Origin of the sequence: Sphingobium limneticum (genome assembly GCF_008710155.1) — a bacterium.
Lineage (GTDB): Bacteria > Pseudomonadota > Alphaproteobacteria > Sphingomonadales > Sphingomonadaceae > Sphingobium > Sphingobium limneticum.
The window spans coordinates 361,220-385,409 of record NZ_VYPZ01000001.1 but is presented as its reverse complement, the minus strand read 5'-3'; the positions used below and the strand labels follow the sequence as shown (position 1 = coordinate 385,409).

Sequence of the window (24,190 nt, the reverse complement as noted above, 5' to 3'; positions counted from 1 at the left end):
CCCTTTTTGCCCCGTCCGATGCCTGTTATCGGGGCTTTTGATGTGCGCTACTGTCAGTCCAGTCCCAGCCAGCGGCGATTGTTGGCGGGATCGCCGCCGCCGGCGAAATCGTCAAAAGCCCGTTCCGGCCGCCGGATCATGTGCGCCTCGATGAAGGGAGCGCCTTCGCGCGCGCCATCTTCCGGATGCTTCAGACAGCATTCCCATTCCAGCACGGCCCAGCCATCATAGCCATATTGGGTCAGGCGCGAGAAGATGCCGGTAAAATCGACCTGCCCATCACCCAGCGAGCGGAAGCGACCGGGGCGATCGACCCAGTCGGCATAGCCGCCATAGACGCCGGCCTTGCCCGTCGGGTTGAATTCCGCATCCTTCACATGGAACATCTTGATGCGGTCGTGATAGATGTCGATGAACTGAAGATAGTCCATCGCCTGCAACACGAAATGGCTGGGATCGTACAGAATATTGGCGCGCTTATGGCCGCCGACCGCGTCCAGGAAGCGCTCGAAGGTCAGGCCGTCATGCAGATCCTCGCCCGGATGCAGTTCGTAGCAGAGGTCAACGCCCTCTTCCTCGAACGCATCCAGGATCGGCAGCCAGCGCCGACCCAATTCCGCAAAGGCTTCCTCGACCAGACCTGCCGGACGTTGCGGCCAAGGATAGATGAAGGGCCAGGCCAAGGCGCCCGAAAAGGTCGCATGCGCCTTCAGCCCCAGACGCCGGCTGGCCTTTGCCGCCAGTTTCAGCTGATCGACCGCCCAGGCCTGCCGCTCGGCAGGCTTGCCGCGCAAGGCAGGCGGCGCGAAATTGTCGAACGCCGCGTCATAGGCCGGATGGACCGCGACCAGCTGCCCCTGCAAATGGGTCGACAGTTCGGAAATCTCGACGCCCGCCTCGCGGCAGCGGCCGGCCAGTTCGTCGCAATAATCCTGGCTGTCCGCTGCCAGCGCAAGATCCATGCAGCGCGGATCGTTGCTGGGCACCTGTATGCCCTTGTAACCCGCCGCCGCCATCCAGCGCGCGGCATTGTCCAGCGTGTCGAAGGGGGCCGTATCACCCATGAACTGGGCGAGGAAGACGGCGGGGCCGCGCATGCCATATTGCTGCGTCATTTCAAGCTCTTCAGATAGGTAATGATGGCCGCGCGCTTGGCAGGATCAGCCGTGCCGATCGGCATGCGGGTACCGGGCACTTTCTTCATCGGCGCGGCCAGGAAGGCGTCCAGGCTCTCATCGTCCCAGCGCAGCTTCGACGCCTTGAGCGCAGCCGAATAGGTAAAGCCGGGCAAGGATGCCGCCGGGCGACCCGCTACCCCGTTCAAATTCGGGCCGATGCCGCTTTTTCCATCCTTCTGGACATTATGGCAAGCGCGGCAAGCGCCGAAAGCCGGCGGCGGCGTCTGCGCACCGGCTTGCGCGGTGCTGGCTGCTATTATGATAGCCGTCGCGATGCCCGCGATCAGCGTCAGATTGAGGTTCGCTACCCTGCGCATCCTCGACTCTCCATCTTGTTTATTCTTGCTATTAATTTACCGGTAAATCATGTGAGATCAAGACCAGAATGATTGCGCTAACGTTGCATGAGACAAAGGAGGAGAGAGATGACGACAGGAGTTTTGCGCCTGGCCATGGTCGGCGGAGGCGAAGGCGCGTTCATCGGTGCGATCCATCGCGCCGCCGCCGCGCTGGACGGCGAATGGCAATTGGTCGCCGGGGCGTTCAGCAGCGATCCCGAGCGGAACCGGCGGTCGGGCGCCGCGCTGGGCATAGAGCCGGCGCGGGTCTATAATTCGCTCGATGCGCTGCTGGTGGCCGAAGCCGCGCTGCCGGCCGACCAGCGGATCGACGCAGTTTCCATCGTGACCCCCAATCATCTGCATGCGCCGATGGCCATCGCGGCGCTGGACGCGGGCTTTCACGTCTTTTGCGAAAAGCCGATGGCGCTCAGTTCGGCGGAAGCCCGGCTGATCGCGCAGGCGGCGGAGCGGTCCGGCCGCCAGTTCGGTCTTGCCTTCACGTATAGCGGCTATCCGCTGGTGGAAGAGGCGCGGGCGCGGGTGGCACGCGGCGATTTGGGCAAGATCCGGCTGGTGCAGGTCGAATATTCGCAGGGTTGGCTGAGCCAGCCGATCGACCGCGACGGCAACAAGCAGGCCGAATGGCGCACCGATCCGGCGCGCGCGGGCCTTGGTGGGTGCCTGGGCGATATCGGCACCCATGCCTTCCACCTTGCCGAGCATGTTTCGGGGCTGGGGGTGCGCGAATTGTGCGCGGACCTGACCATCCATGTCGAGGGTCGGCGGCTGGACGACGATGTCGCCGTGCTGCTGCGACTGGACGGCGGCGCACGCGGCACGCTCAAGGCCAGCCAGATTGCGGCGGGCGATGAAAATGGACTGAAACTGCGTATCCATGGCGAGAAGGGCGGCCTGGAATGGTCGCAGATGGAACCGAACACGTTGACGCTGCGCTGGCTGGATCGCCCCGCGGAGCTGGTGCGGGCCGGTGGGCCGGGCCTGGCGCCATCCACCCTGCCGCGCCTGCGCACGCCGGCGGGTCATCCCGAGGGCTATATTGAGGCGTTCGCCAATCTCTATCGCAGCTTTGCCGCGCGCATCCGGACGGGCAACAGCGACGCAGCCGACGGTTTCCCGTCGATCGAGGCGGGGTTGCGGACCATGGCCTTCGTCGAAACCGTGATCGCCAACGCCGCGTCCGACCAGAAATGGAGTGCGGTCACGCATAGCTGAACCTGATCGTCGCCCCCTGCCCGTCCGCGATGGCATGGTGCAGGGGGCCGGCGACGATCGCTTCCTTCGATCGGCAGACCCGTAACAGGCTGCGAAAAAGAAACGTCCCGGCCGTGCAGGACCGGGACGAGTTTTGGGGGGACATCGGGGAGCAATCAGAAGTTGAAACGAACACCTGCGCGATAGATGCGGCCCAGCGTGTCGTAGAGCGCCGGGTTGACATCCAGACCGGTATTGGTCTGGGGCGATGCGACGGGATCCTTGTCGAACAGATTATCGACCTTCCCATAGATGCTCAGTTGATCGTTAAGCTTGAAGGTGGCGCCGACATCCACATAGAATGCCCCCTTCATCTTGTTGCGGTCGATCGTCGGATGATTGCCGGTCGATACCGGGCAGGAGGTTTGGCAAACGACATATTGATTGCCGAAAGTACCATCGCTGAACCAGCGCTCCTGCACCGTCAGGGTCAGGCGGCCACTATCATAGGTTTGTACCGCCAGCCATTTCCAGTCGGGCGTAGCGCCATTGTTCGCGCCGGCCTGATCGACCGGATCGACGCCGGCGATCCCGGCGCTGACCACGAATTTCTGGATATGGGTGCCCAGCGCACGAACGGTGAAGCTGCCCGGCAGGCCGAGCGGCTGCTGCCATTGGTAGCTTGCTTCGATATCGAAACCGCTGGTCTTCCAGGAGGCCAGGTTGAACGGCTGGACATTGACGAAGTTGGTGCCCTGCGCCCCGTCCAGCTGGAAACCGCCGCAGAAGGCCTGATTGCCTTCGAAGCAGAAACGCACGATCTGGTCGGCGGACAGGCTGGAAACCACGCCGCTCAGCTTGATGTTGTAATAGTCGAACGACAGGCTGAGGCCGGGCAGCCATTCCGGGCGGGCCAGTACGACGCCCAGTTCGGTGTTCCGTGCGACTTCCGGACGCAAATTGGTGTTGCCGACGACATTCTGGAAAACCTGAACCGCCTGATTGCGGAAGGGATCGTTGAAGTTCGGCAGGGTCGTGACCGTGGGCGCTGCGAACAATTCCGACAGGTTGGGCGCGCGCACGTCGCGCGAGGTGACTGCGCGCAGGCGCAGGCCGCTGAGCGGCGTGTCCCAGGTGCCGCCGACCTTCCAGGTCCATACGGTCCCGGACGTGCTGTAATGGGTGCCACGCCCCGCCGCGTTCAGATTGGCACGGCCGATCGACTGGCTGTCGAAAATGGGAAGATCCACTTCGACATAGCCTTCATAGACTTCATATTTACCACGGCCGTTCTTGTAGTTGCCGGCCGCCCAGTTGCTGCCCAGCTGCGCATTGAGCAGCGGGTCGGCGGGATAGGCCGGACTGTTGGGGCTGAGCGGCGATACGCCGGCGCCGTAAGGGTCGGCGTTCACCCGGTAGAATTCGCGGCGATATTCGCCACCGAAGGCGACCGATACCGGTCCTGCCCACAGGTCGAAGGGGTTGCCCGAAAAGTTCAGGCTGGCGACGTCCTGCGTCAGCTTCGTATGCTGGAACGGGCCGTTTTCATGCGGCGCGACATAGGCGAGCGCCGACGCGGACGGCGCGAAATTGCCGAAGATGTTGATCGGCTGGCACCCGTTGGCGCGCGCCACCGGATCGGCACAGACGATCGCGCCGTTCAGGGTAATCGCGTTGGTCGCGGCGACATAACGGTTCTGCAACACGATATCGCGAACCCGGATGTCGGAAATGGTGATGCCATGTTCATAATAGGCGTCATAATTCCAGTCGGTGCCGCCCAGATCGAACTTGCCCTTCAGCCCGCCGACGAAGCGATATTGCTTGCGATCGGTATAGACTTGCGGATCGGGGAAGGAGGCGTTGCTCGACCCGAAGCCGAAGGAGGTGATGCCCGCCGTGGCGCAGGCGGTGCGGACGGACTGGGGCAGATAGGGATTGGCGCACTGGACGGTCAGGCTGGCACGGCCATAGCCGGGGCTTGGCTGATTGTTCGTCTTCACCTGCGCCACATTGACCGTGACATAGGCCTCATTATCCGGCGCGAAGTCGAAGCCGATCCGGCCATAGCCGTTGATGCGCTCCAGTTTCGACTTGAGCGAGGCGCCCGAACCCGGCGCGCCCGTCAGGTCGCCGCCTTCGCAGAAGCTGTTGCCGCGATAGCAGTTGGTGACAGCGCCAGTGCCGGTCGGCCTGCCGTTCGATCCATAGTTGAAATTATAGGGCGTGCCATCCGGGGCGAAGGCGATACCCTGCAACGGACCGTTGTTGATGAGGCCATAACGCGCATATTGATAGGGCTGCGCATAGTCGCGATAGTTGAACTGCGGCAGGCCGTTATTTGTGATGCCGGTGTTCATCAGCGTCGTGGCGCGATACCAGTTGCGGCTGCCGGCCAGATCCGTGCCGAAATCGCCGGCACCCACCCCACCTTCATGATCATATTCGCCGCTCAGCACGAGATGCAAGCGATCGTCCATGAAGGATTTGCCATAGGCCGCCTGCACCAGAGCGGTTTCATCATCGCCATATTTGGTGATGCTGCCCAGGATATTGCCCTTGAACCCCTCGAAACGCGTGTCGGTGATGAAGTTGACGACGCCGCCGACCGCGTCCGAGCCGTAAGAAGCCGAAGCACCGCCGGTCACGACATCGACGCGCTTGACCAGCAGTTGCGGGAACATGCTGATGTCCGGCACGCCGGTGACGTTGGCGGCGACGACGCGCTGGCCATCCAGCAGCGTCAGGGTGCGGATGGGCTGAAGGCCGCGCAGCGAGAAGGAGCTGAGGCCCTGCTGGCCGCTCGACGTGCTGAAGGTGCCGGTCGCCGCGCCGGTCGATCCCTGGAGCGAGGGCAGCTGCGCGATGGTGTTGAAGATATTGGGCTGCGCATTGTTGGCGATCTGCTCTTCGCCGATCACGGTCGTCGGCGTGGGCGCGTTGAAACCGCTGGTGGTGATGCGCGATCCGGTGACGATGATATCGGCGGCACGGGGCGCGGCGGCATCGGCCTGATCCTGCGGCGCGATACTCTGGGCTTGCGGCGCCGGTGCCGTCTGGGCTTGCGCCAGACCGGCAAGGGCCATGGTCGCCACCGCCGCCAGGCTGACGCCGGCCAATTGCCGATGGATTGCGATCGTCACTTTCATTGATCCTTCCCCTTTATATCCGGCTACCCTCCCGGAGCCGGTGCCGCCCATGGCGGGCGATTATGCAAAGCCTATCGCCGCGCCCGGTCGGCTGCACTTACGACATAGGTCGTAGATGCCTGCCCAAGCCCTGATTTCAGGGCTTTGCCGCATAGAGCGCGTGATGCGTCAGGATGAAGAGCGTCCGCTTGTCCGGCCCGCCGAACAGGATCTGCAAAGGACGGTCAGGCACGTCGATCCGCCCCGTTTCCTTGCCATCGGGACCATAGATGAAGACCTGTCCATTGGCGACATAAACACGGCCCTGGCCGTCGACCGCGACGCTCTCGCCGCCGCGATTGGCAAAGGGCTTGAGGTTGGTCAGCGTGCCGCCCGCTCCCACGGTGCCGCTATAGGTCACATTCTCCGACCCGTTGGTGACGAACAGGCGTTCGCCCGGTTTGCCGCCGACGAACCCGTTCGCGTTCAGGCTATCCGACCAGCGCCATCCCGTATGGTCGACCGGCCCCTGCTGCCATGTGCGGAAGGCGGGCAAGGACAGGCTGCCGTCGGGGGACAGATATTCCTTCGTCTTGGCGGTGCCGACATCGCGCGCGAACATTTCGGCGAGCGTGGTGAATTCATAGGTCTTGTGATCCAGTTGATCCCGGAACTCGCCATTATTCCACCAGTTGACCGGCAACAGCGTCTTTGCCGCGGCGCCCGTGCGCATCGGAGTCGGCTGGATCAGGGTCATCTGATCCTTCGGCCCGTCCGGATCGAGCGAATAGACGCCGCCCTTCGCTCCCAGAGAGGACTGGACCAGCAGATGACCGGACCCGTCGATCGCCAGATTGACCGGGTCGAGCGCATTGTCGCGCACGATTTCCAGCCCCTTGGCCTCGGTCCAGCGATGGATGCGCTGGAAGCGGCGGTCGATGAAGTAGAGCGCCCCCTTCGCATCCACCGCCGCGCCGGATATCGACCAGAAGCCGTCCTCCAGCTTCTCGACCTTGGCGCTGCCGGGCGCGGCGGCCGGGATCTTGCGGTCGGCCGCGCCGATGTTCAGGCTGGCAAATTCCCGCTCGCGCACGACCTGCTTGCGGCTCACATCCTCGATCGCATTGTCGAACGGATATTTGCTGGCGCGCAGGAAGGTGCCACAGCCTTCATCGTCGCACGTTGCAAATCCGCTTTCGGCATTGATATGGACGTTGCGGAACCGGATGTCGCTGGAGTTGGTGAGCTTCACCGCGCTCTTTTCGGGCGCATAGGTGCGGGTCACGCGATAGCCATGATAGTTGGCGAACAGCAGATTTTTCGAATTGCGGATGTCGAGCGAGATGGCGTCCGGCCCGTCATCCACTTCCTGTTCCGTCTGCGGCGCCAGGAACTCCCAATTCTGGACATTGTCGAGGACGATTTCGTTGCGTGCATGATGTTCGACCGACATTTCATAGACATGGCCGGGCGTGCTGGTGTTGGTGATGTGCAGGCCCGATTGGGCGAAGCTGTTGGGGCTCCACACGTCGGCAAAGGTGCCACCGCCCCCGTCCGTCACCCAGATGCTGGGATATTGCGCGTCAAGTCGCCCGTCAGTGAGAGGATCGCCGGTATTGACCCGCAGCGCGCCCAGCATCTTCCCATCGGCGGTCGGAGTGCCGCCGCCGCCCATGATCTTGACGTCCTCGACCAGGCTCTTTTCGCCCGACCGCCACAGCAGCGCGGATGCGCGCGGGTTGATGCGGCCGGTGAAGAGGCCAAGGCCCGACAGGATATTGTCGCCGCCTTTGGGGCTTTCCAGGATCGGCACCACAGGACCGAGGCCGGCATGGGCGGGATTGTCGTCGGGAATATAGAGCTGAGTTATGGCGGGATGCAGGCCGATCAGTACGCTGTCCGGACGCAGCGTCAGTCTGTCCGTCACCTTGTAGAAGCCGGTCGGGAAATAGAGGATCCGGTGGCTGTCGATCGCCTTCTGGATCGCGGCGGTATCGTCGGCCTTGCCGTCGCCCATCGCGCCTAAAGAACGGATATTGGTCCATTCCGCCATCGGCGGGAGGTCGCGGATGGCGGCTTCGCGCGGCGCGGGCATGGCGGGCAAGGACCGAATGTCGGCTTCGATCTTATAGTCGCCGGTCTGACCCAGATCCGGGATGGCGAGGCCATAGGAGAAACTGGCGACCTTATAGGCCTTGCCCTTGCCCGCGATCGTCTTGCCGCTGTCGCGGAAACGGGCGAAGACGGGGCTGTTTTCGACGAGGGCATTTTCGAAGCCGATCTGGGTGAAGACATTCTTCTCGTTCGAAATGATGACGCCGGCCTTCGATATATTTTCGAAGCGCACATCCTTGCCCCAAAGGCTGTCACCATAGCCCCGATCGATTTCGATCCCGACGGGCGTGTTGCGGATCGCGACATTGACCAGGGTCAGGTCGACTTCATGCTCGCGGATCGCCGCGTCACGCTGGCCGTCGAAGGTGGAATCGAGCAGGGTAAACTGCCAGGCGGGTGACGTCTTTTCCGTGACGATGCCATAGCGACCGCCCTGGAAATGGACATTTTCGATAAGGTTACCGGCCTGATAGACGCCGGCAAAGGCCGTGCCCAAGCGGAAGTCCATATGGCTGAGGAACGCATGTTGCGCCATGCGGAAGCGCACGCCGGCCGCCGCCGGATTGCCTGCGCCGATCTCGATATCGACATTGCTCATCGAGGAATAGAAAGTGCCAGAATTGGCATCGCGAACGATTTTGTCGCGCTGTACGACGGTTGGCACCGGAACCGGTACCTTGCCCACCTTATACTGGTCGCCGCCCGCGAAAATGACCATGGTCGATACGCCTTGCTGAAAACCCGGCGTGTTGGCGCCCAGCAGGATGACCGGCCGGGTCGGCCCGACGCCATAGACGCGCACGCCCGCCGGCACGATCAGCGATCGGGTGATGCGATAGGTGCCCGACGGCAGGAAAACGAGGCCATGGCCGGTCTTGTCGCGAGCCTGATCGAACGCCTGCTGTATCGCAGCGCTGTCATCCGCCTTGCCGTCGCCCTTTGCCTTGACCGTGACGGCATGGGGTTCGTCGGGGGCCGTCGGGAAGACGGAAGGACCGGCGGCCCAGGCAGGTGCGGTCAGGGTCGTCGCTGCCAGCAAAGCCGCGATCATAGTGCGTCGGATCATAGCCGCCTCTCCAAATATTATCGTGCGTGCAGGGCTAGAAGGCGGGGCAGGCTTTGGCACTTGCGACAAAGGTCGTAGTTTCCAGCCCCCTGTCCGCCCTTTTATAGGCAAGCCTGTCACCACGATGCCCACCGGGTCTCGTTCGCCTGCAAGGGACGCCCCCGTGCCGTCATCACTGCCTTCATCAGCCAATCCTGCCCGGTCGCAATCGCTGGCCGTCATCGTCATGGGCGTCAGCGGTTGCGGAAAATCGACGCTGGGAGCGCTGCTGGCAGACGCCTTGGCTTGCCCGTTTCTGGAGGGGGACAGTTTCCATTCACCGCACGCGATCGCCAAGATGCGCGGGGGACAGCCGCTGACGGACGAGGATCGCTGGCCCTGGCTCGACCGGTTGGGCAGCGCGACTGCGACAGCGAGTGAGACATATGGCGCGGCGGTCGCGGCCTGCTCCGCGCTGCGGGAAAGCTATCGCGACCGGTTGCGATCCACGATCGGCGACCATGTGCGGTTCGTGCTGCTGGACAATAGTCGGGAGCAATTGCTGGCGCGGCTGGGTAACCGGCCTGGCCATTATATGCCTGCGACCCTGCTGGACAGCCAGATTGCGACATTGGAGCGGCCGGAACCTGATGCGCGCACGATGATATTGACCACCGATATCGCGCCGGAAGCGTTGCGGGACAGGGTGATGGCCTGGCTGCGCTGAGCCGCACCATAAAATCCCGAAATCAGGGCATCAGGCGACGGCGCCCTTCCCATAGATGCCAACGCATGGCGAGCGCCGCGCCTTCGGGGTCTTGCGCGCGGATGGCCGCGACGATCTGCTCATGTTCGCGCAGCATCGTGGCGATGACGTCGGGTGGACGGGACCGGCTGATATCGACGCCAGCCCGCATGATCTTGTCCACATCGCCATGCAACGCATCGAAGGCGATCAGGAAAGCGGGATTGCCTGTCGCTTCGGCGATGCGGCGATGCAGTTCCATATCCTCGACATGGGCCGGTTCGCTGGACAGGAGCGCGGCGCGCAGCATCTCCATGCCTTCTTCGACATAGGCCATTTCCTGCACGGTGCGGCGGGTCGCGGCAAGGCGCGCCGCCTCCGTCTCCAGCACGAAACGCACTTCATAACTGCCCAATGTCGTGGGCAATTCGGTGGACGGCATGAACATGGACAGCCGATCGGACGGGCGGCTCTTGACGAAGGATCCGGCGCCGCGCCGCGCCTCCGTAATCCCGTCCGACGCCAGCCGCATCAGCGCTTCCCGCACAATCGCGCGCGATACGCCGAACATTTCCGCCAGCCGCGCTTCGGCCGGCAGGCGCGCGCCGACCTCCAGATCGTCCGACTTTATGATATCGACGATCTGCGCATAGACATGATCGGAAAGGCGCGCCTGGCTCATAATGTCTGCCTAGTCAGAAGATGCTGCTGGCGACAAGCACCAATAGCAGCCCGACGATCGCCACCACCGTCTCCATGATCGACCAGGTGCGGAAGGTGCCGGGCATGTCGGTGCCCAGATAGCTTTTGACCAGCCAAAAGCCTGGATCGTTGACGTGGGAGAAGAAGAGCGAGCCGGCGCCGATGGCAAGGACCATCCATTCCGGTTCCACGCCCGACGCTGCGACCAAGCCCTGCATCACGCCCGCGGTGGTGATGGTCGCCACGGTGGCCGATCCGGTAGCCAAGCGGATGCAGACGGATACGCCCCAAGCAAGCAGGATCGGCGAGATCGCGCCGCCCTGCGCAATGCGCACCAGCATGTCGGACAGGCCGGCCGTCACCAGCACCTGCTTGAGCGCGCCGCCCGCGCCGATCGCCAGGATGATGCCGCCAGCGGGCGTCATCGCTTCGGTCCAGATCGCGTTCTGGATGGTGCGGTCGGTGATGCGGCGGCCGAACAGCAGGGGCAGCGCCACCAGCACCGCGACGAGCAGGGCGACGACGGGATCGCTGATCCAGGAAAGCCAGTGGAAATGGGCGGCGATGGCGGGCGGCAATAAGGCCACGGCCTGGCCGGCGGCGATCAGCACCACGGGCAGCAGCACGGCGGTCAGCGTGCGACCGACCGAGGGGGCCACGACGTCGATCTTGACCGGATCGAGCAAGGGCGGGTTGAGTTTGACGCCCGGCGCCGTGAAGCGCGCCAGCAACGGGCCGGCGATGATCGCGGTCGGGATGCCGATGATGAGGCCGTAGAGAAGCGTGAGGCCGAGATTGGCACCCAGCGCGTTGACCGCCAATAGCGGGCCGGGGTGCGGCGGCACAAGTGCATGGACGACCGACAGGCCCGCCAGCGCGGGTAGCATCAGGCGCAATTTGGCGGTGTCGCCATTCTGCCCCGCTGGCAGCGCCGCCGCCGCCGAGGCGACAATGGGCAGCAGCAGAACGAGGCCCGTTTCGAAGAAGAGCGGCAGGCCGATGACGATCGCGGTGAAAAGGCTGGCCCAAGGCGCGCCGCGTACGCCCGACAGTCGCAGTGCGGCGCGCGCCAGACCACCGGCACCGTCCGACAATTGCAGCATCGCGCCTAGGCCAAGGCCCAGCGCGACGACAAGCCCGGTCCCGCCCAAAATGGCGCCTGCGCCCTTTTCGACCGCCTTGGCCGTTTCCTCCATCGGCAGGCCCGCGAGCAACCCGACCGTGAAGGCGCCGCAGAGCAGGCCGACAAAGGGGTGGAGACGCCCCCGGATGATAAGGACGATGGATAAAGCGATGCCCACGATGGCGGCCAGGACGAGCCGATAGTCCGCCGGACTCATCGCGCCTGTCCCCTGCGACCAGCGGAGACACCCAAATCGGCGAACATCGCCGAACGACGGATTGATAGCGCCATCCTCTCCCCCTTCATCTTTCGCTGAAATACAGCGATTCCGCTCCTGGCGGCTTAAAATCTGTTAGACAGATTATAGAGGATATTTAGCATCAGCCTAGATATTTCGTGAAGCCATCGCATTTTTTACTTGAAGCTGTCTGACTGATTCCACTATTGTTAGCGTTACCGAGTCCGATGCAGCCAGCAGGCCAAAAAGCTGGCGCACCCTATGGCGGACCGAACAGGGAGAGGACGGATGCACTTCGCGATGAATTTGCACGATAGTCTCGATCAGCAGGAATTTGGACGTATCGACCATAGGGGCGCCGAACCGCCTCGCCTGACCCCGACTCAGATGAAGGTTCTGTGCTGCGTTCATTCGGGATTGCTGAACAAGCAGATCGCCTATGAGCTGGGCATGGCGGAGGCCACAGTGAAGGTCCATATGACCGCGCTGATGCGCAAGCTCAATGTCCGCAACCGCACCCAGGCGGCGATCGCTGCCCGCAATCTGGGCTGGCTGCGTCCGGCCCTGATCCGTATCGCCGATTGAACCACCGTTCGTTATTGGGAGGGATGGCATGACGACCGGTTCCCGTCGCGAAATATTGGCCGGGCTTGGCGCCGGCGTGGTGCTGACCGGGCTGGCTGCCCGCGCGGCAACGGCGCCGACGCGCAAGATCGGTTATGCGATCGTCGGACTGGGTTCCTACGCCACGCGCCAGATCATGCCCAATTTCGCCGGATGCGACCATGCCCGGCTGGTGGCGCTGGTCAGCGGCACACCTGCCAAGCTGGACCAATATGGCGCGGACTATGGCATCCCCAAAACGCATCGCTACAGCTATGCCCAATTCGACCGCATTCGCGACAATCCGGATATCGATGTCGTCTATGTCGTGCTGCCCAACAGCCTGCACGCCGAATATAGCATCCGCGCCGCGCAGGCCGGCAAGCATGTGATGTGCGAAAAGCCGATGGCGGTGTCCGTGGCGGAATGTCAGGCGATGATCGCCGCCTGCAAGAAGGCCGGCACCAAGCTGATGATCGGCTATCGGTCGCGCTTCGAACCCTATAACAGGCTGGCGATCGACCTGGCCCGATCGGCGCATGTCGGGCCGACGCAGATCATCACCGCCGATCATGGTTTTCCGATCAGGCCGGACCAGTGGCGGCTCGACCGGCCCCTGTCCGGCGGCGGGTCGATGATGGACATCGGCATCTACAGCCTGAATGCCGCGCGCTATCTGACCGGGGAAGAGCCGGTGGCGGTAAGCGCGGTCGAATCTACCGACAAATCCGATCCGCGATTCCGCACGGTGGAGGACAAGATCAATTTCCTGTTGCGCTTTCCATCCGGCATCGTCGCCAATTGCGTTTCCAGCTATAGCTCGTCCCACAATGGCTATCGGGTCAGCGGGACGCAGGGCTGGATCGACATGGAACCGGCGACTTCCTATTCCGGACAGATGATGACGATCCGCAAAGATGGCGTGACGGCGCCCCGCACTCTGCCCGCCACAGGCAAGACCCAGTTTGCCGGACAGCTGGACCATATGGCCGAATGCATCATCAGCGGCGCGACGCCAATCGTCGCGGGCGAAGAAGGGCTGGCCGACCTGCGGATCATCGAGGCGATCTACCGCAGTGCCGCCGAAGGCCGCGGCGTCAGGATCGGCGCATGATCGCACGACGGACATTGCTTGCGGGTCTGGCTAGCCTGCCGGTCGCGGCGATGGCGGCCCCTGCCCCGGCCGGCTTCGTGAAGCGGCTCAGCCCCAAGCTGGACGCCATCCTTCCACCATCGGCAACGGTCGAATTTCTGGCCGAGGGTTTCCGATGGGCCGAAGGGCCGGTGTGGGTGCCGCAGGGCGATTATCTGCTGTTCAGCGATCCGCCCGCGAACATCGTCTATCGCTGGCGGCAGGGCGAAGGCGCAAAGCCCTTCCTCTCGCCGGCCGGTTTTCAGGGCGTGATCCCAGTGGGGGTGCGCGAAGCCGGGCTGAACGGCCTGACCATCGACAAGAAAGGCGCGCTGATCGCCGCGGACAGCGGGACACGCGCGATCGTGCATATCGACCTTCGGACCCGCAAGCGAACGATCCTGGCCGACCGGTTCGATGGCAAGCGCTTCAACAGCCCCAACGACCTGTGCATCGCGCCGTCGGGCATCATCTATTTTACCGATCCGCCTTATGGTTTTACGGATGGGGATAAGTCCGCCCTGCGCGAATTGCCGCATAACGGCCTCTATATGCTCTCCCCCGATGGCAAGGTGACGTTGATCGATGACACGCATCGCCGTCCCAATGGCGTGGCGATCGCACCGGACGGGCGGACGCTCTATCTGGCGCTGTCGGACGAAAAGCAGCCGGAAGTGCGCGCCTATGCCATCGGTGCGGATGGACGACCGACCGGGCAACGCCTGTTCCATGATTTCAGCGCGGCACTGGCGCAAGGCCAGCCGGGCCTGCCCGATGGGATCAAGGTGGCGCGAAGTGGCCATGTCTTCGCGACCGGACCGGGTGGAGTCCATATCTTCACGCCGGAAGGCGATGCGCTGGGCCTGATCGGCACCGGCAAGGCGGTCGCCAACATCTGTTTCGGCAAGGACGGCGCCAGCCTGTTCCTGACGGCGTCGGATAGGCTGGCAAGGGTATCGCTGCGGGTTTAGCGCAGTATGGCTCCGCTCCATCGAAACGAATGGCTTGAGCGGAATGACGGCTCATGACCGGCACGCTACACCCGTGGCGGCATGGGCCAAGGGCAATTCATCTTATACCGACAAGCCTTCATCTTGCCGTTCCCCGGCGCAGGCCGGGGTCCAGTTCGGAGCATGAAACTGGACCCCGGCCTGCGCCGGGGAACGGCATATAATTCAGCTTCGTTGCGACTTGAGTGAACCGCTCACCTTCGCGTTCCTCAAAATAGGCGTGACGCGCTTCACTTGTACCGGCCCATCGTCACCTTGATCCAGACCGGCTGGTCGATCAGGTTCAGGCCATAATCGGTCTGGTCGCCATTCCAGATGCGATCCATCACCCAGGCGCCCTTATCGAAATGGCCTTCCTCGACCTTGACGACCATGCCGCCCGGCCCACTGCCTTCTTTAGCATCGAAGGCGACGCGGACATGATCGCCGGCAAACAGAAACTCGTTGGCCGATAGCTGCGCCACCACCACGCCGCCGGTCGGTTCGGTCGCCCATGCAGGCAGGTCCGCCTTGGGGAACCATTCGCGCTGGCCGAACTGCCACTGGCCGAAGCTGGCGGTAATGGTCCAGTCGCCCATGGTCGTGCTGATGGGTGCGCCATCGTCCGGCTTGGCCGTGCCCCAGACCGGATGGTCGAAGGCAATCTTCGCCCAGGGCGCGGATGCCACGACGCGATATTTGGCGGCGAAGGCGTCCAAAGTCTTGTCGTCGAAGCTCTTGGCGCCCAGCGGATAATTATAATAGCCGGTGGCATCCATGCCGAACGGCGCGAAGCCGATCGCGCCGCGTCCCAAGGCTGCCCAGAAATAGCGCGCATATTCGGCCGCATTGCCGATTTCCGGCACCATCAACGCATTGTCCGGCCGGGTATAGAGGTCGAGATGTTTGAAAACGTTGCGGCTCGCCCGGTCGTAGATATCGGGCGCAGCCAGATCGAGCGAGGGCGCCGCCGCCTTCCATATATCGATCACGTCGCCCTGCGGTCCACCGCTCGACAAGGCCATCGGATCGGGCTTGGCAAAGGGATCACCGAGCGAAGCGTTGACATACATGGGCAGCGGCTTGATCGCCTTGCCGGCCTTGGCCAGTTCTTCGATATAGCGCGCCGTGTACCAAGTATTGAATGTGCGGTCGGCCTGATCGCCGAAGACGCTGGCCCAGCTGCCGGCCTGTTTCTTCAGCCCTTTGGTCAGCGCTACAGGAACCGGTCCGTCGAACAGCTTCTGCGCGGCGGCGCTGTAATCGCGTGGGTTCTTGTAGCTGCCGACCTCATTTTCCGGTTGAACCATGATGACCGTGTTCTGCGCGTCATGGTCGCGAATATAGGCCATCAGCTTGAGGAAGGCGCGCTTGTCCGCCTCCAGCGTCGCGGCGCCATGGGGCGACAGGACGCCATGATCCTTGCCGTCCTTCGTCTTCATGCGGGGGAAACGGCGATTGTCGAGCTTCACCCAGTCGGGGGTGTAGGCCAGGCCCGTATTCTTCCACGCGCCGAACCAGAGCAGGACGATGCGCTTGTCATGCCGGCGCGCTTCGTCGAGCAGGGTCTGGACGAAGCTATAGTCGAACTGCCCTTCCTTCGGCTCCAACTGCTCCCAGGCGATCGGTGCTTCGACCGTGTTGGCGCCGATCCGGTCCAGCACCGGCCAGACCTTCGTCAGCGGCGTGGCGTAATTGCTGCTATTGTTGATCTGCCCGCCCAGCATCAGGAAAGGCGCGCCATCGACGATCAACGCATGCTTGCCGTTGCGCGTCTCGATATGCGGGGTGTCGCCCTGCGCGAAGACAGGTGTAGCGGACGACAGGAGGGCTGCGGCGAGCAAGAGCCGGGGAAGGGTCATGATGGGGCCTTTCAGGGCTGTTCGTCGAGGGAGAAGATGCGGGTGGCAAGCGTCCATTTGGCATCGGGCGCGGCCCAGGGCAGCGGGCGCTGAACGCTGTCCATCTGCGCTTCCCAGGCCTGCACCGCGGGGTCGGCGGCATCGGCGGCAGCCTTGGCCGCCGGATCGAAACCGGGGCCGGTTTCCATCAGCATGACGAGCCGGTTGCCGCTGCGATAGATGTCCATCGCGCCGATGTCGGCGGCACGGATGCTGGCGCCGATCGCCGGGGGCAGCGCACCGGCGGCATGCCATGCCTCATATTGGGCGATGGCTTCCGCCTCGTCGGTCAGGTCGATCAGCAGGACATGCCGCATCAGTTGATCCAGCCGCCGTCGATCACATGCACCGCGCCGGTGGTGAAGGCGGCTTCGTCGCTGGCAAGATAGAGGACGAGATTCGCGATTTCCTCGGCGCGACCCAGACGACCCATGGGCTGGCGCGCGATGAAGGCGGCCTGTGCAGCCTCATAATCGCCGGTGTCATGCAACCGCTGTTGCAGCGAGGGCGTGTCGATCGTGCCGGGGCAGATGCAGTTGCAACGGACCCCCTGCCCCACGAAATCGGCGGCGACTGCCTTGGTCAGGCCGATGACGCCCGCCTTGCTCGCGCCATAGGCAAAGCGGTTGGGGATGCCCTTCACCGAACTGGCGATGGAGGACATGTTGACGATCGCGCCTGCGCCCTTTTCCACCATGCCGGGCAGGAAGGCACGGATCGTGTGATACATGGCGGTCATGTTGAGCGAGAGGGCGAAATCCCAATCTTCCTGGCTGCATTCCAGGATGTTGCCCGCATGGACCACGCCCGCAATGTTGGCGAGGATATCGATAGGGCCGACCTCAGTCGCCAGCGCCCGTACCGCCGCACCATCGGTCGCATCAAGCGCGCGCAGTTCGCAGCCCTCCAGCCCTTCGAGCGCATCGACATCCCGGTCGGTCGCGATCACGCGGGCGCCTTCTGTCACGAAACGCTGTGCCGTGGCCCGACCGATGCCCCGCGCCGCAGCGGTGATCAGCGCGACCTTGCCCTCCAGACGCCCGCTCATGCGCGCGCCCCCATCGCGGTCTTGGTGGGCAAGCAGTCGGGACCGATGGGATCGAAAGCCTTGTAAGTCAAAATAAACTCCTGATGGCCAAGGGATTCTGAGATGCTGCGTTCACCCGCCGCGACGGCGAGCACCTTGTCGTATATCTCCGTACCGACCTGTTCCAGCGTCGCCTCCCCTTCCAGGATGCGCCCGGCATTGACGTCCATGTCGGCGGCCAGACGGCGGCCGGTGTCGGGATTGGCGCAGATCTTGATGACCGGCGAAATCGCCGACCCCACCACCGATCCGCGCCCGGTGGTGAAGAGCGTCAGATGCGCGCCGCACGCGATCAGTTCCACGATCTCGGCATTGTCGGAGATGTTCGGAAAGCCGAAGCGCGGCTCGCCATCGGGCACGACGTCCAGCAGATAGAGGCCGCCGGTCGGTGGCACATCGCCCGGCTTCAATATGCCGTCGATGGTGGAAGAGCCGGACTTGGAATAGGCCCCCATCGACTTTTCCTCCTGCGTCGTCAGGCCGCCTTCCGCATTGCCCGGCGCGAAGCTGCCAAAGCCCATGATGGTGTAATAGCGTTCGGCTTTCTGTACGCATTGCTCGATCGCGACCGCCAGTGCGGGCGTGCGGGCGCGGTCGGCCATGATCGTTTCGCATCCCACCAGTTCGCCGGTTTCCTCAAAGATGCAGGCAGCGCCGTCTGCAACCAATCGGTCGAAGGCTCGGCCCACAGCCGGATTGGCGGTGATGCCGCTGGTCCCGTCCGACCCGCCGCAGATGGTGCCGACGACCAACTCCTCGACGCCCATGGCGACACGCGGCACGCCGGCAATGGCGGCGCGCACGCGCCCGACGGCTTCGACGCCCGCCGCGATCGTCGCCGCCGTTCCGCCCGTCTCCTGAATCACCAGCAATTCGGCGGGGCGTCCACTGGCCCGCGCCACCGCCAGCAACCGCTCGCGATTGAAACTTTCGCAACCCAGCGACACGATCACCAGTCCGCCGACATTGGGATGGGTGACGATCGCCTCCATCACCTTGGCGGCATAGGCATTGGGATAGCAGCCAGGAAAGCCGATCAGCTGGACGTCGGGATCGTCCGCCTTGTCCACGATCCGCCGCGCGACATGATGCGCGCATTCGACCAGATAGGCGACCGCCACGACATTGCGGATGCCCTTGCGCCCATCCTGCCTTTGCCAGGCGCGGATCATGCCCCCGGCTCCAGCGCGGTGCGGGTATGGCTGCTGATATAGTCGCTTTTCATATTGTGCATGTGAACCCAGTCGCCGGTTGCCACGTCGGCCGTCATCGACCCGATCGGTGCGCCATATTTGATCACCTTGTCCCCGGCATGCAGCGCATTGCGCGCAACCTTATGCCCGATGGCGATGCCTTCGCGCGCCGGGATGGTGCCGCCCGAGGCTGGCAGGATATCGCCCGCCTCGATCGGCCGAACACAGATGAGGACATTATCGTCAGGATGCAGCAGGATCAGCCGCGCATCGTCCTGCAACATGGAGGAATCTTTCAGTGAAGCGTCGAGCGCGGGCCAGAGCGGATCGGGCAATCGCACCGACAGGCGGGTCATGGTGTCGGCGACCTGATCCGGCCCGACAAGACCGGGAATGACGCTGACGACGGCAGGATGGCGCAGCGGGAATTGCAGCGCGGCAGCGGGCAGCGGCACCTCAAATTCGGCGCAGGTCTGCGCCAATCGCTGCGCCTTGCCAAGGATCGCCTCGCTGGGCGCGGCATAGTCGAAATGGAGCGGACCACTCAGGTCGCGCGCCAATATGCCGCTATTATAGGGACCGCCCACGATGATCCGGACACCCAGATCGGCGCAGCGCGCCAGCAATCGCTCTGCGCTGCGATCCAACAGCGTATAGCGGCCGGCAAGCAGGATCATGTCCAGTTCGACATGGTCGAGCAGTTCGTCGCAAATCGCGACTTCATTGACGCCGATGCCGATCGCACCGATCGCGCCCGCATCGCGCAGATCGTGCATCGCCCGATAGCCGCTATCCAGGAAAGCGCGCAGGTGGCGGCCATGATCATCGCCATGGGTCAGCCGGCCGATATCATGCGCCAGCAACAGGTCGATCCGGTCGCGACCCAACCGCGCGCGGCTGCCCTCGAACGAGCGCAGTACCGCGTCATAGCGATAGTCGAACACCGGCGCATAGGGATCGGCATCGACAAAGCCATGCCGCTCGCCCCGCGCATCGGTCGGTACCAGCAGGCGGCCGACCTTGGTGGAAACGATCGCCGTGCCATCGGGGTCGCGCGCAGCCAGCATCATGCCCAGCCGCCGTTCGGCCAAGCCGAAGCCATAATGGGGCGCCGTGTCATAATAGCGGATGCCCGCGTCCCAGGCCGCGTTCAACGTCGCCTGCGCCTCGCCGTCCTCCACCACGCGATAGAGATTGCCGATGGGCGCTGTGCCCATGCCCAGCGTCGGATAGGATGCAACGGTCATGCGGCCGCTTCCCGTCGGTTGGCGCGCGCGAAGAGAGTCACGACCGCAAAACACAGCGCCGGCACCAGCATTGCCGCGCGGATCGTGCCGGTCAGGTCCGATACCAGTCCCATCGCCATGGTCAGCACCGCGCCGCCGATGATCGCCATGACGATCATCGACGCCCCCGGCTTGGTCAGCGGGCCGAGGTCGCGCAGGGACAGGACGAAGATGGTCGGATACATGATCGACATGAAGAAGCTGGTCGCGACCAGCGCCACGAGGCCGACTATGCCACCGCCGATCGCCGCAAGCGACAAGGCGATGTTGATACCGGCGAACAGCGCCATCAGCCGCGCGCCATCGAAGCGCGCCAGCAAAGCCGCCCCGGCGAAGCGGCCGATCATGAAGAGCGCCAGCGACAAAGTGAGCAGCCAGGCGGCCTTTTGCGCGCCGATGCCCGGAACGACGGCTTCGGCATAGCGGATCAGATAGCTCCAGATGCCGACCTGCGCACCGACATAGAAAAATTGCGCGCCCACGCCAGCCAGATAGCGAGGCCGCCGCAGCAGCGCGCCATAGCCCGCGAAGATCGGACCGGTGCGCCCCTCTGCCTGGGTGGCGGCGCGTGGAAAACGGGTGAAGGCCAAGATCGCCGCCCAGCCCAGCACGACCAGCGCGATGGCCAGATAAGGCAGTCGTACGGCCGCTGCGCCCGCGGCGCCCTGCGCCGGCGTATCGGACAGGATCAGCGTCGCGCCCAGCGCTACGCCGGTGATCGACCCCAATGGATTGAACGCCTGCGCCAGATTGAGCCGCTGCGCCGAACTGTCCGCCGGTCCCATTACCGCGACCATGGGATTGGCGGCGGTTTCCAGGAAAGCAAGGCCACTGGCGATCACGAACAGGGCGAAAAGGAAGAAGCCGTAGCTGAGTTGCGCGGACGCCGGCAGGAACAGCAGCGCACCGCCACCGAACAGCAACAGGCCCATGATGACCGTGGCCTTGTAGCCCAGTCGCTCGGCGGCCAGCGCGGCCGGAATGGCGAAGCAGAAATAGCCCAGATAGAAGGCCGACTGGACCAGTCCGGACTGAAAATCCGACAACGAAAACACATGCCGGAAATGCGCGATCAGCACATCGTTCAGATTGTTCGCCACGCCCCACAGGAAGAAAAGCCCCGTGGTCAGGACCATGGCCATCGGGCTGCTGCGTTCGGGCCTGCTCGGTGCGATGCCGTTACCCTGCCTATGCATCAGACCATCCTCTCTTCTACCCAAAGAGGCAGACCGGCCCTTTACGGGTCCGGTCTGCCAGGGGAGGGACGCTAGAAACGTCCGCACGTCGGATCAATAGGTCAGACGGGCGGTGATGCTCACGCGACGATCGTTCAGCACCGAGGACTGCGGACGGCTGGGAATGCCGTAATAGGTCTTGTTCTCGGTATCGGTCAGGTTCACGCCATCTACGGTCAGCGCGAAATTCTCGTTGACCGTATAGGTCAGCGACGCATCGACCTGCCCGCGCGCGGCGTTGAAAATCGGCAGTTCGCCGCTGCCATTGCCGCGCGTGGTCACGACATATTTGCTACGCCAGTTATAGGCGACGCGTGCCGAGATTGGCCCTTTGTCGTAGAAACCCATCAGATTGTAGCTGTACTTCGACAGCTTTTCGAGCGGCACGATCAGCGCATTGCCTTCATTGTCTGTGGCAGCGGGGCTGGGCGCCTTGCTGTCGACATAGGTGAAGTTGGCCTGCACGCCGAAGCCAGACCAGATGCCCGGCAGGAAGTCGAAGAAGGTGTTGCCGCCGACTTCCACGCCCTTGATTTTGCCATTGTCGCCATTGAGCGGACGGCTGACCGACACGGTGAAGGGACCATTGCCGAAATCATAGGTTTCGTCGGTCGCGATATTGGCGATGAAGCCATCCACCTTCTTGTAGAAACCGGCAGCATAGAGCGAACCGGTGCGCGAGAAATACCATTCCAGCGACGCGTCGAACTGCGTGGCTTCCAGCGGCTTCAAATAAGGATTGCCAGAGCTGGAGGTGCGGATGTTGCTGCCGGGATTCAGCTCGACGATGTTGATGTTCGGATTAAGCTGCGAGAAGTCCGGGCGGGTCAGCCCCTTCGACGCGGCCAGACGCAGCTGAAGCTGGTCGGTGAAGTGGTAGCGAAGGTTGATGCTTGGCAGCGCCTTGGTATAGCTGCTGTTGACACTGATCGGCACATAGCTGATCGGACCATTGGCAGGACCGCTGGGCAACTGGATCTGCGGCGTCTGTACGCTGAAGCCGTCCGTGGACACCTTCGTCTTGATCACGCGCACGCCGATATTGCCGTCCAGCGGGAAGCCCGCATCGGCAAAATCGAACTTCGCCACGCCATAGGCAGTGTAGGTCTTTTCACCCTGCGTGTTGCGATCGCTCGGCACATAGCTGACGCCATTGAGCAACGCGTCACGCTGCGACGGATCGACATAGGGGGCCAGCGCCTGACGCGTGGCGTCATAGTCGAGCACGAGGTTGCGGTCGAAGAAGACCGCGCCCTGGGGCACGCCCTGGAAACCACGATAGAGGTCGCCGCGGAACTTGCGCACTTCGTACAGGTCGTTGGCCAGCGCGCTGGTGCCATAATAGGCATAGGTGCTGCTGTCGGTGACAGCCGACCGGTCGGTATAACGCAAACCGGCCGACAGCGAGCGCAGGATGCCGGCATCGAAGCGATATTCGGCGTCCAGACGGCCGGCATATTCCTTGCCCACCGAATGTTCGATATGGTCCAGATAGCCGCCGCCCAGCGGGGCATAATTGGCGATATCCGTCACCGAACCATTGCCATTCGCTGGGTTATTGTCCGGCAGGATTTCCATCGTCGGCACGCCGTTGCCCACCACCTGATGCAGCCGTTCTGCGTTCGAATGCAGGATGACGATCGAGCGCTGACCGCTGGTGGTGCCGCGAATATACTGGCCGTCGGCCGTGACGGTCAGGTTGCTGGTCGGGTTCCATTTCAGGTTCAGCGAAAAGTCGTTGGTGACGGATTTGCGCCGTTCCAGGCTGGTGTTGGAATCGATCGGCACATTGGCGAAGGTGCCGCTGCGGAAATTGCCGGCATCGTCGAACGTGAAGGGCGTACCGTAATCCGGCGTGATCGGATTGTTGCCGGTATAGGCGAAGAAGCTGTAGTCGCCATATTGGAACTTATAGTCTGACCGCACATATTCGGCGGTGACGAGCAGCGTGTCGCTGGGCTTCCACTGGACCGCGACGTCGGCGCCGATACGGCGACGATCGCCCAGATACTGGCCGATGCCGACGCCATGGGGCAGATAGGTCGGCTTGCCCAAGCGCCCCAGACCCTGCGCGGTGGCATAGTCGGTGGCGTTATTGGGCTGACCCTGCGCATTGACCGACTGGTCGAGCAGGAAGAAAGGCTGGCTGCTGATCTGGTCCTGGCGGAAAGCCGTCTTCTGATAGGCGAGGTCGACCAAGATGCCGATTTCGCCGATGCCCGTGTCCCAACGGTCAGACAGCAGCAGGTTCGCCTGCGGCTTCGACTTGCCGTACAGGTCGTAATAGTTGACGCTGGCGCTGGCCGATGCCTTGAACCCGTCGAAATCGAAGGGCTTGCGCGTGCGCAGGTTGATGAGACCGCCGATGCCGCCTTCGATCAGGTCGGCCGACGGATTTTTGTAGACATCGACGCCGGCGAGCAGTTCGGAGGGCACATCCTCCAGGCTTAGCGTACGACCGCCATTGGCGGTGAACACGTCGCGGCCGTTGATTTCGGTGCGGACCTGGCTGAGGCCGCGGATCGCGACCGCGCTGCCTTCGCCATAGCTGCGTTCGATCTGGATGCCGGTGATGCGCTGAAGCGCTTCGGCCACGTTGCGGTCGGGCAGCTTGCCGATGTCTTCGGCGACGATCGAATCGACGATGACGTCGCTGTTGCGCTTGAGTGCCTGCGCACTCGACAGGCTGGCGCGCACGCCGGTGACGACGATGTCGCCTTCGTCGGCGGCTGCGGCCTGCGGTGCGGCATTATCCTGCGCATGGGCAGCCGTGCCGAGCGCGATGCTGGCGATCGAGATGCCGGCCAGCAGCGCAGCGCGACGCGGCATGTGAATCATCTTGGTCATGAAACCCTTCCTCTCCCTGGCTCCTGTCCGGAGCGCTGACGTGATTCGCGGCCGCAAACGGCCGAAATATTTCCCTTTCATGTCCCGACC

18 protein-coding genes are annotated in these 24,190 nt (G+C 63.4%); 5 read left to right on the top strand and 13 right to left on the bottom strand.

Annotation, left to right across the window (positions count from 1 at the left end; translation table 11 throughout):
- Positions 1-53: 53 nt before the first annotated feature.
- The gene (locus tag F4U94_RS01495) at positions 54-1,115 is read right to left on the bottom strand and encodes a sugar phosphate isomerase/epimerase family protein (RefSeq protein ID WP_120253078.1); all 1,062 of its coding nucleotides are present in this window, start codon (positions 1,113-1,115) and stop codon (positions 54-56) included.
- Positions 1,112-1,495, bottom strand: a complete 384-nt coding sequence (locus tag F4U94_RS01490; protein ID WP_120253079.1) for a c-type cytochrome — start codon at positions 1,493-1,495, stop codon at positions 1,112-1,114. Before F4U94_RS01490 ends, F4U94_RS01495 begins: the two co-directional genes overlap by 4 nt.
- 108 nt (positions 1,496-1,603) lie before the next feature.
- Here F4U94_RS01490 and F4U94_RS01485 point away from each other — a divergent pair, with 108 nt between their 5' ends.
- Complete coding sequence (locus F4U94_RS01485) at positions 1,604-2,752, top strand: Gfo/Idh/MocA family protein (protein WP_197716464.1); 1,149 nt, start codon at positions 1,604-1,606, stop codon at positions 2,750-2,752.
- A 155-nt stretch (positions 2,753-2,907) separates the two neighbouring features.
- Here F4U94_RS01485 and F4U94_RS01480 read toward each other — a convergent pair whose 3' ends face one another.
- Both F4U94_RS01480 and F4U94_RS01475 read right to left on the bottom strand, forming a co-directional pair.
- Positions 2,908-5,880: a TonB-dependent receptor plug domain-containing protein gene (locus tag F4U94_RS01480; protein ID WP_120253081.1), complete on the bottom strand. Its 2,973-nt coding sequence runs from the start codon at positions 5,878-5,880 to the stop codon at positions 2,908-2,910.
- A 136-nt stretch (positions 5,881-6,016) separates the two neighbouring features.
- Complete coding sequence (locus tag F4U94_RS01475) at positions 6,017-9,040, bottom strand: glycosyl hydrolase family 28-related protein (protein WP_120253082.1); 3,024 nt, start codon at positions 9,038-9,040, stop codon at positions 6,017-6,019.
- A 226-nt stretch (positions 9,041-9,266) separates the two neighbouring features.
- On the opposite strand from F4U94_RS01475, the gene F4U94_RS01470 reads away from it, so the two are divergent.
- Positions 9,267-9,746 (top strand): gluconokinase, encoded by a 480-nt coding sequence (locus F4U94_RS01470; protein ID WP_172598901.1) that lies wholly within the window; start codon positions 9,267-9,269, stop codon positions 9,744-9,746.
- A gap of 22 nt (positions 9,747-9,768) precedes the next feature.
- Here the strand turns inward: F4U94_RS01470 and F4U94_RS01465 are convergent, their stop codons facing one another.
- Positions 9,769-10,446, bottom strand: coding sequence for a FadR/GntR family transcriptional regulator (locus F4U94_RS01465; RefSeq protein WP_120253083.1), 678 nt, complete (start codon positions 10,444-10,446; stop codon positions 9,769-9,771).
- A 13-nt stretch (positions 10,447-10,459) separates the two neighbouring features.
- A complete protein-coding gene (locus F4U94_RS01460; RefSeq protein ID WP_120253084.1) occupies positions 10,460-11,806 on the bottom strand; it encodes a GntT/GntP/DsdX family permease in 1,347 nt (448 codons plus the stop codon).
- A gap of 321 nt (positions 11,807-12,127) precedes the next feature.
- Here F4U94_RS01460 and F4U94_RS01455 point away from each other — a divergent pair, with 321 nt between their 5' ends.
- Genes F4U94_RS01455 through F4U94_RS01445 form a run of 3 tightly spaced genes read left to right on the top strand, consistent with a single transcriptional unit; the run spans position 12,128 to position 14,533 of the window.
- Positions 12,128-12,412, top strand: a complete 285-nt coding sequence (locus tag F4U94_RS01455; protein WP_282960126.1) for a response regulator transcription factor — start codon at positions 12,128-12,130, stop codon at positions 12,410-12,412.
- 28 nt (positions 12,413-12,440) lie between these two features.
- Positions 12,441-13,544 carry a Gfo/Idh/MocA family protein gene (locus F4U94_RS01450; protein ID WP_150411818.1) on the top strand — a complete coding sequence of 368 codons (1,104 nt, stop codon included), beginning with the start codon at positions 12,441-12,443 and terminating at the stop codon, positions 13,542-13,544.
- Positions 13,541-14,533 carry an SMP-30/gluconolactonase/LRE family protein gene (locus tag F4U94_RS01445; RefSeq protein ID WP_120253086.1) on the top strand — a complete coding sequence of 331 codons (993 nt, stop codon included), beginning with the start codon at positions 13,541-13,543 and terminating at the stop codon, positions 14,531-14,533. The genes F4U94_RS01450 and F4U94_RS01445 overlap by 4 nt, the downstream gene beginning before the upstream one ends.
- Before the next feature lie 269 nt (positions 14,534-14,802).
- Here the strand turns inward: F4U94_RS01445 and F4U94_RS01440 are convergent, their stop codons facing one another.
- The 7 genes from F4U94_RS01440 to F4U94_RS01410 all read right to left on the bottom strand — a co-directional run bounded on the left by F4U94_RS01440 (position 14,803) and on the right by F4U94_RS01410 (position 24,100).
- Positions 14,803-16,413, bottom strand: a complete 1,611-nt coding sequence (locus F4U94_RS01440; protein ID WP_120253087.1) for a DUF5597 domain-containing protein — start codon at positions 16,411-16,413, stop codon at positions 14,803-14,805.
- Positions 16,414-16,424: 11 nt separating this feature from the next.
- Positions 16,425-16,769: an L-rhamnose mutarotase gene (locus F4U94_RS01435; RefSeq protein WP_120253088.1), complete on the bottom strand. Its 345-nt coding sequence runs from the start codon at positions 16,767-16,769 to the stop codon at positions 16,425-16,427.
- A complete protein-coding gene (locus F4U94_RS01430) occupies positions 16,769-17,500 on the bottom strand; it encodes an SDR family oxidoreductase (protein ID WP_120253089.1) in 732 nt (243 codons plus the stop codon). The genes F4U94_RS01435 and F4U94_RS01430 overlap by 1 nt, the downstream gene beginning before the upstream one ends.
- Positions 17,497-18,711: a UxaA family hydrolase gene (locus F4U94_RS01425; RefSeq protein WP_120253090.1), complete on the bottom strand. Its 1,215-nt coding sequence runs from the start codon at positions 18,709-18,711 to the stop codon at positions 17,497-17,499. Before F4U94_RS01425 ends, F4U94_RS01430 begins: the two co-directional genes overlap by 4 nt.
- Entirely contained in the window at positions 18,708-19,979 is a 1,272-nt protein-coding gene (locus tag F4U94_RS01420) for an aldo/keto reductase (RefSeq protein WP_150424392.1), read from the bottom strand. Before F4U94_RS01420 ends, F4U94_RS01425 begins: the two co-directional genes overlap by 4 nt.
- Entirely contained in the window at positions 19,976-21,214 is a 1,239-nt protein-coding gene (gene fucP, locus F4U94_RS01415) for an L-fucose:H+ symporter permease (protein ID WP_170267457.1), read from the bottom strand. The genes F4U94_RS01420 and fucP overlap by 4 nt, the downstream gene beginning before the upstream one ends.
- 93 nt (positions 21,215-21,307) lie before the next feature.
- Positions 21,308-24,100 carry a TonB-dependent receptor gene (locus tag F4U94_RS01410; protein WP_120253093.1) on the bottom strand — a complete coding sequence of 931 codons (2,793 nt, stop codon included), beginning with the start codon at positions 24,098-24,100 and terminating at the stop codon, positions 21,308-21,310.
- Positions 24,101-24,190 lie beyond the last annotated feature (90 nt).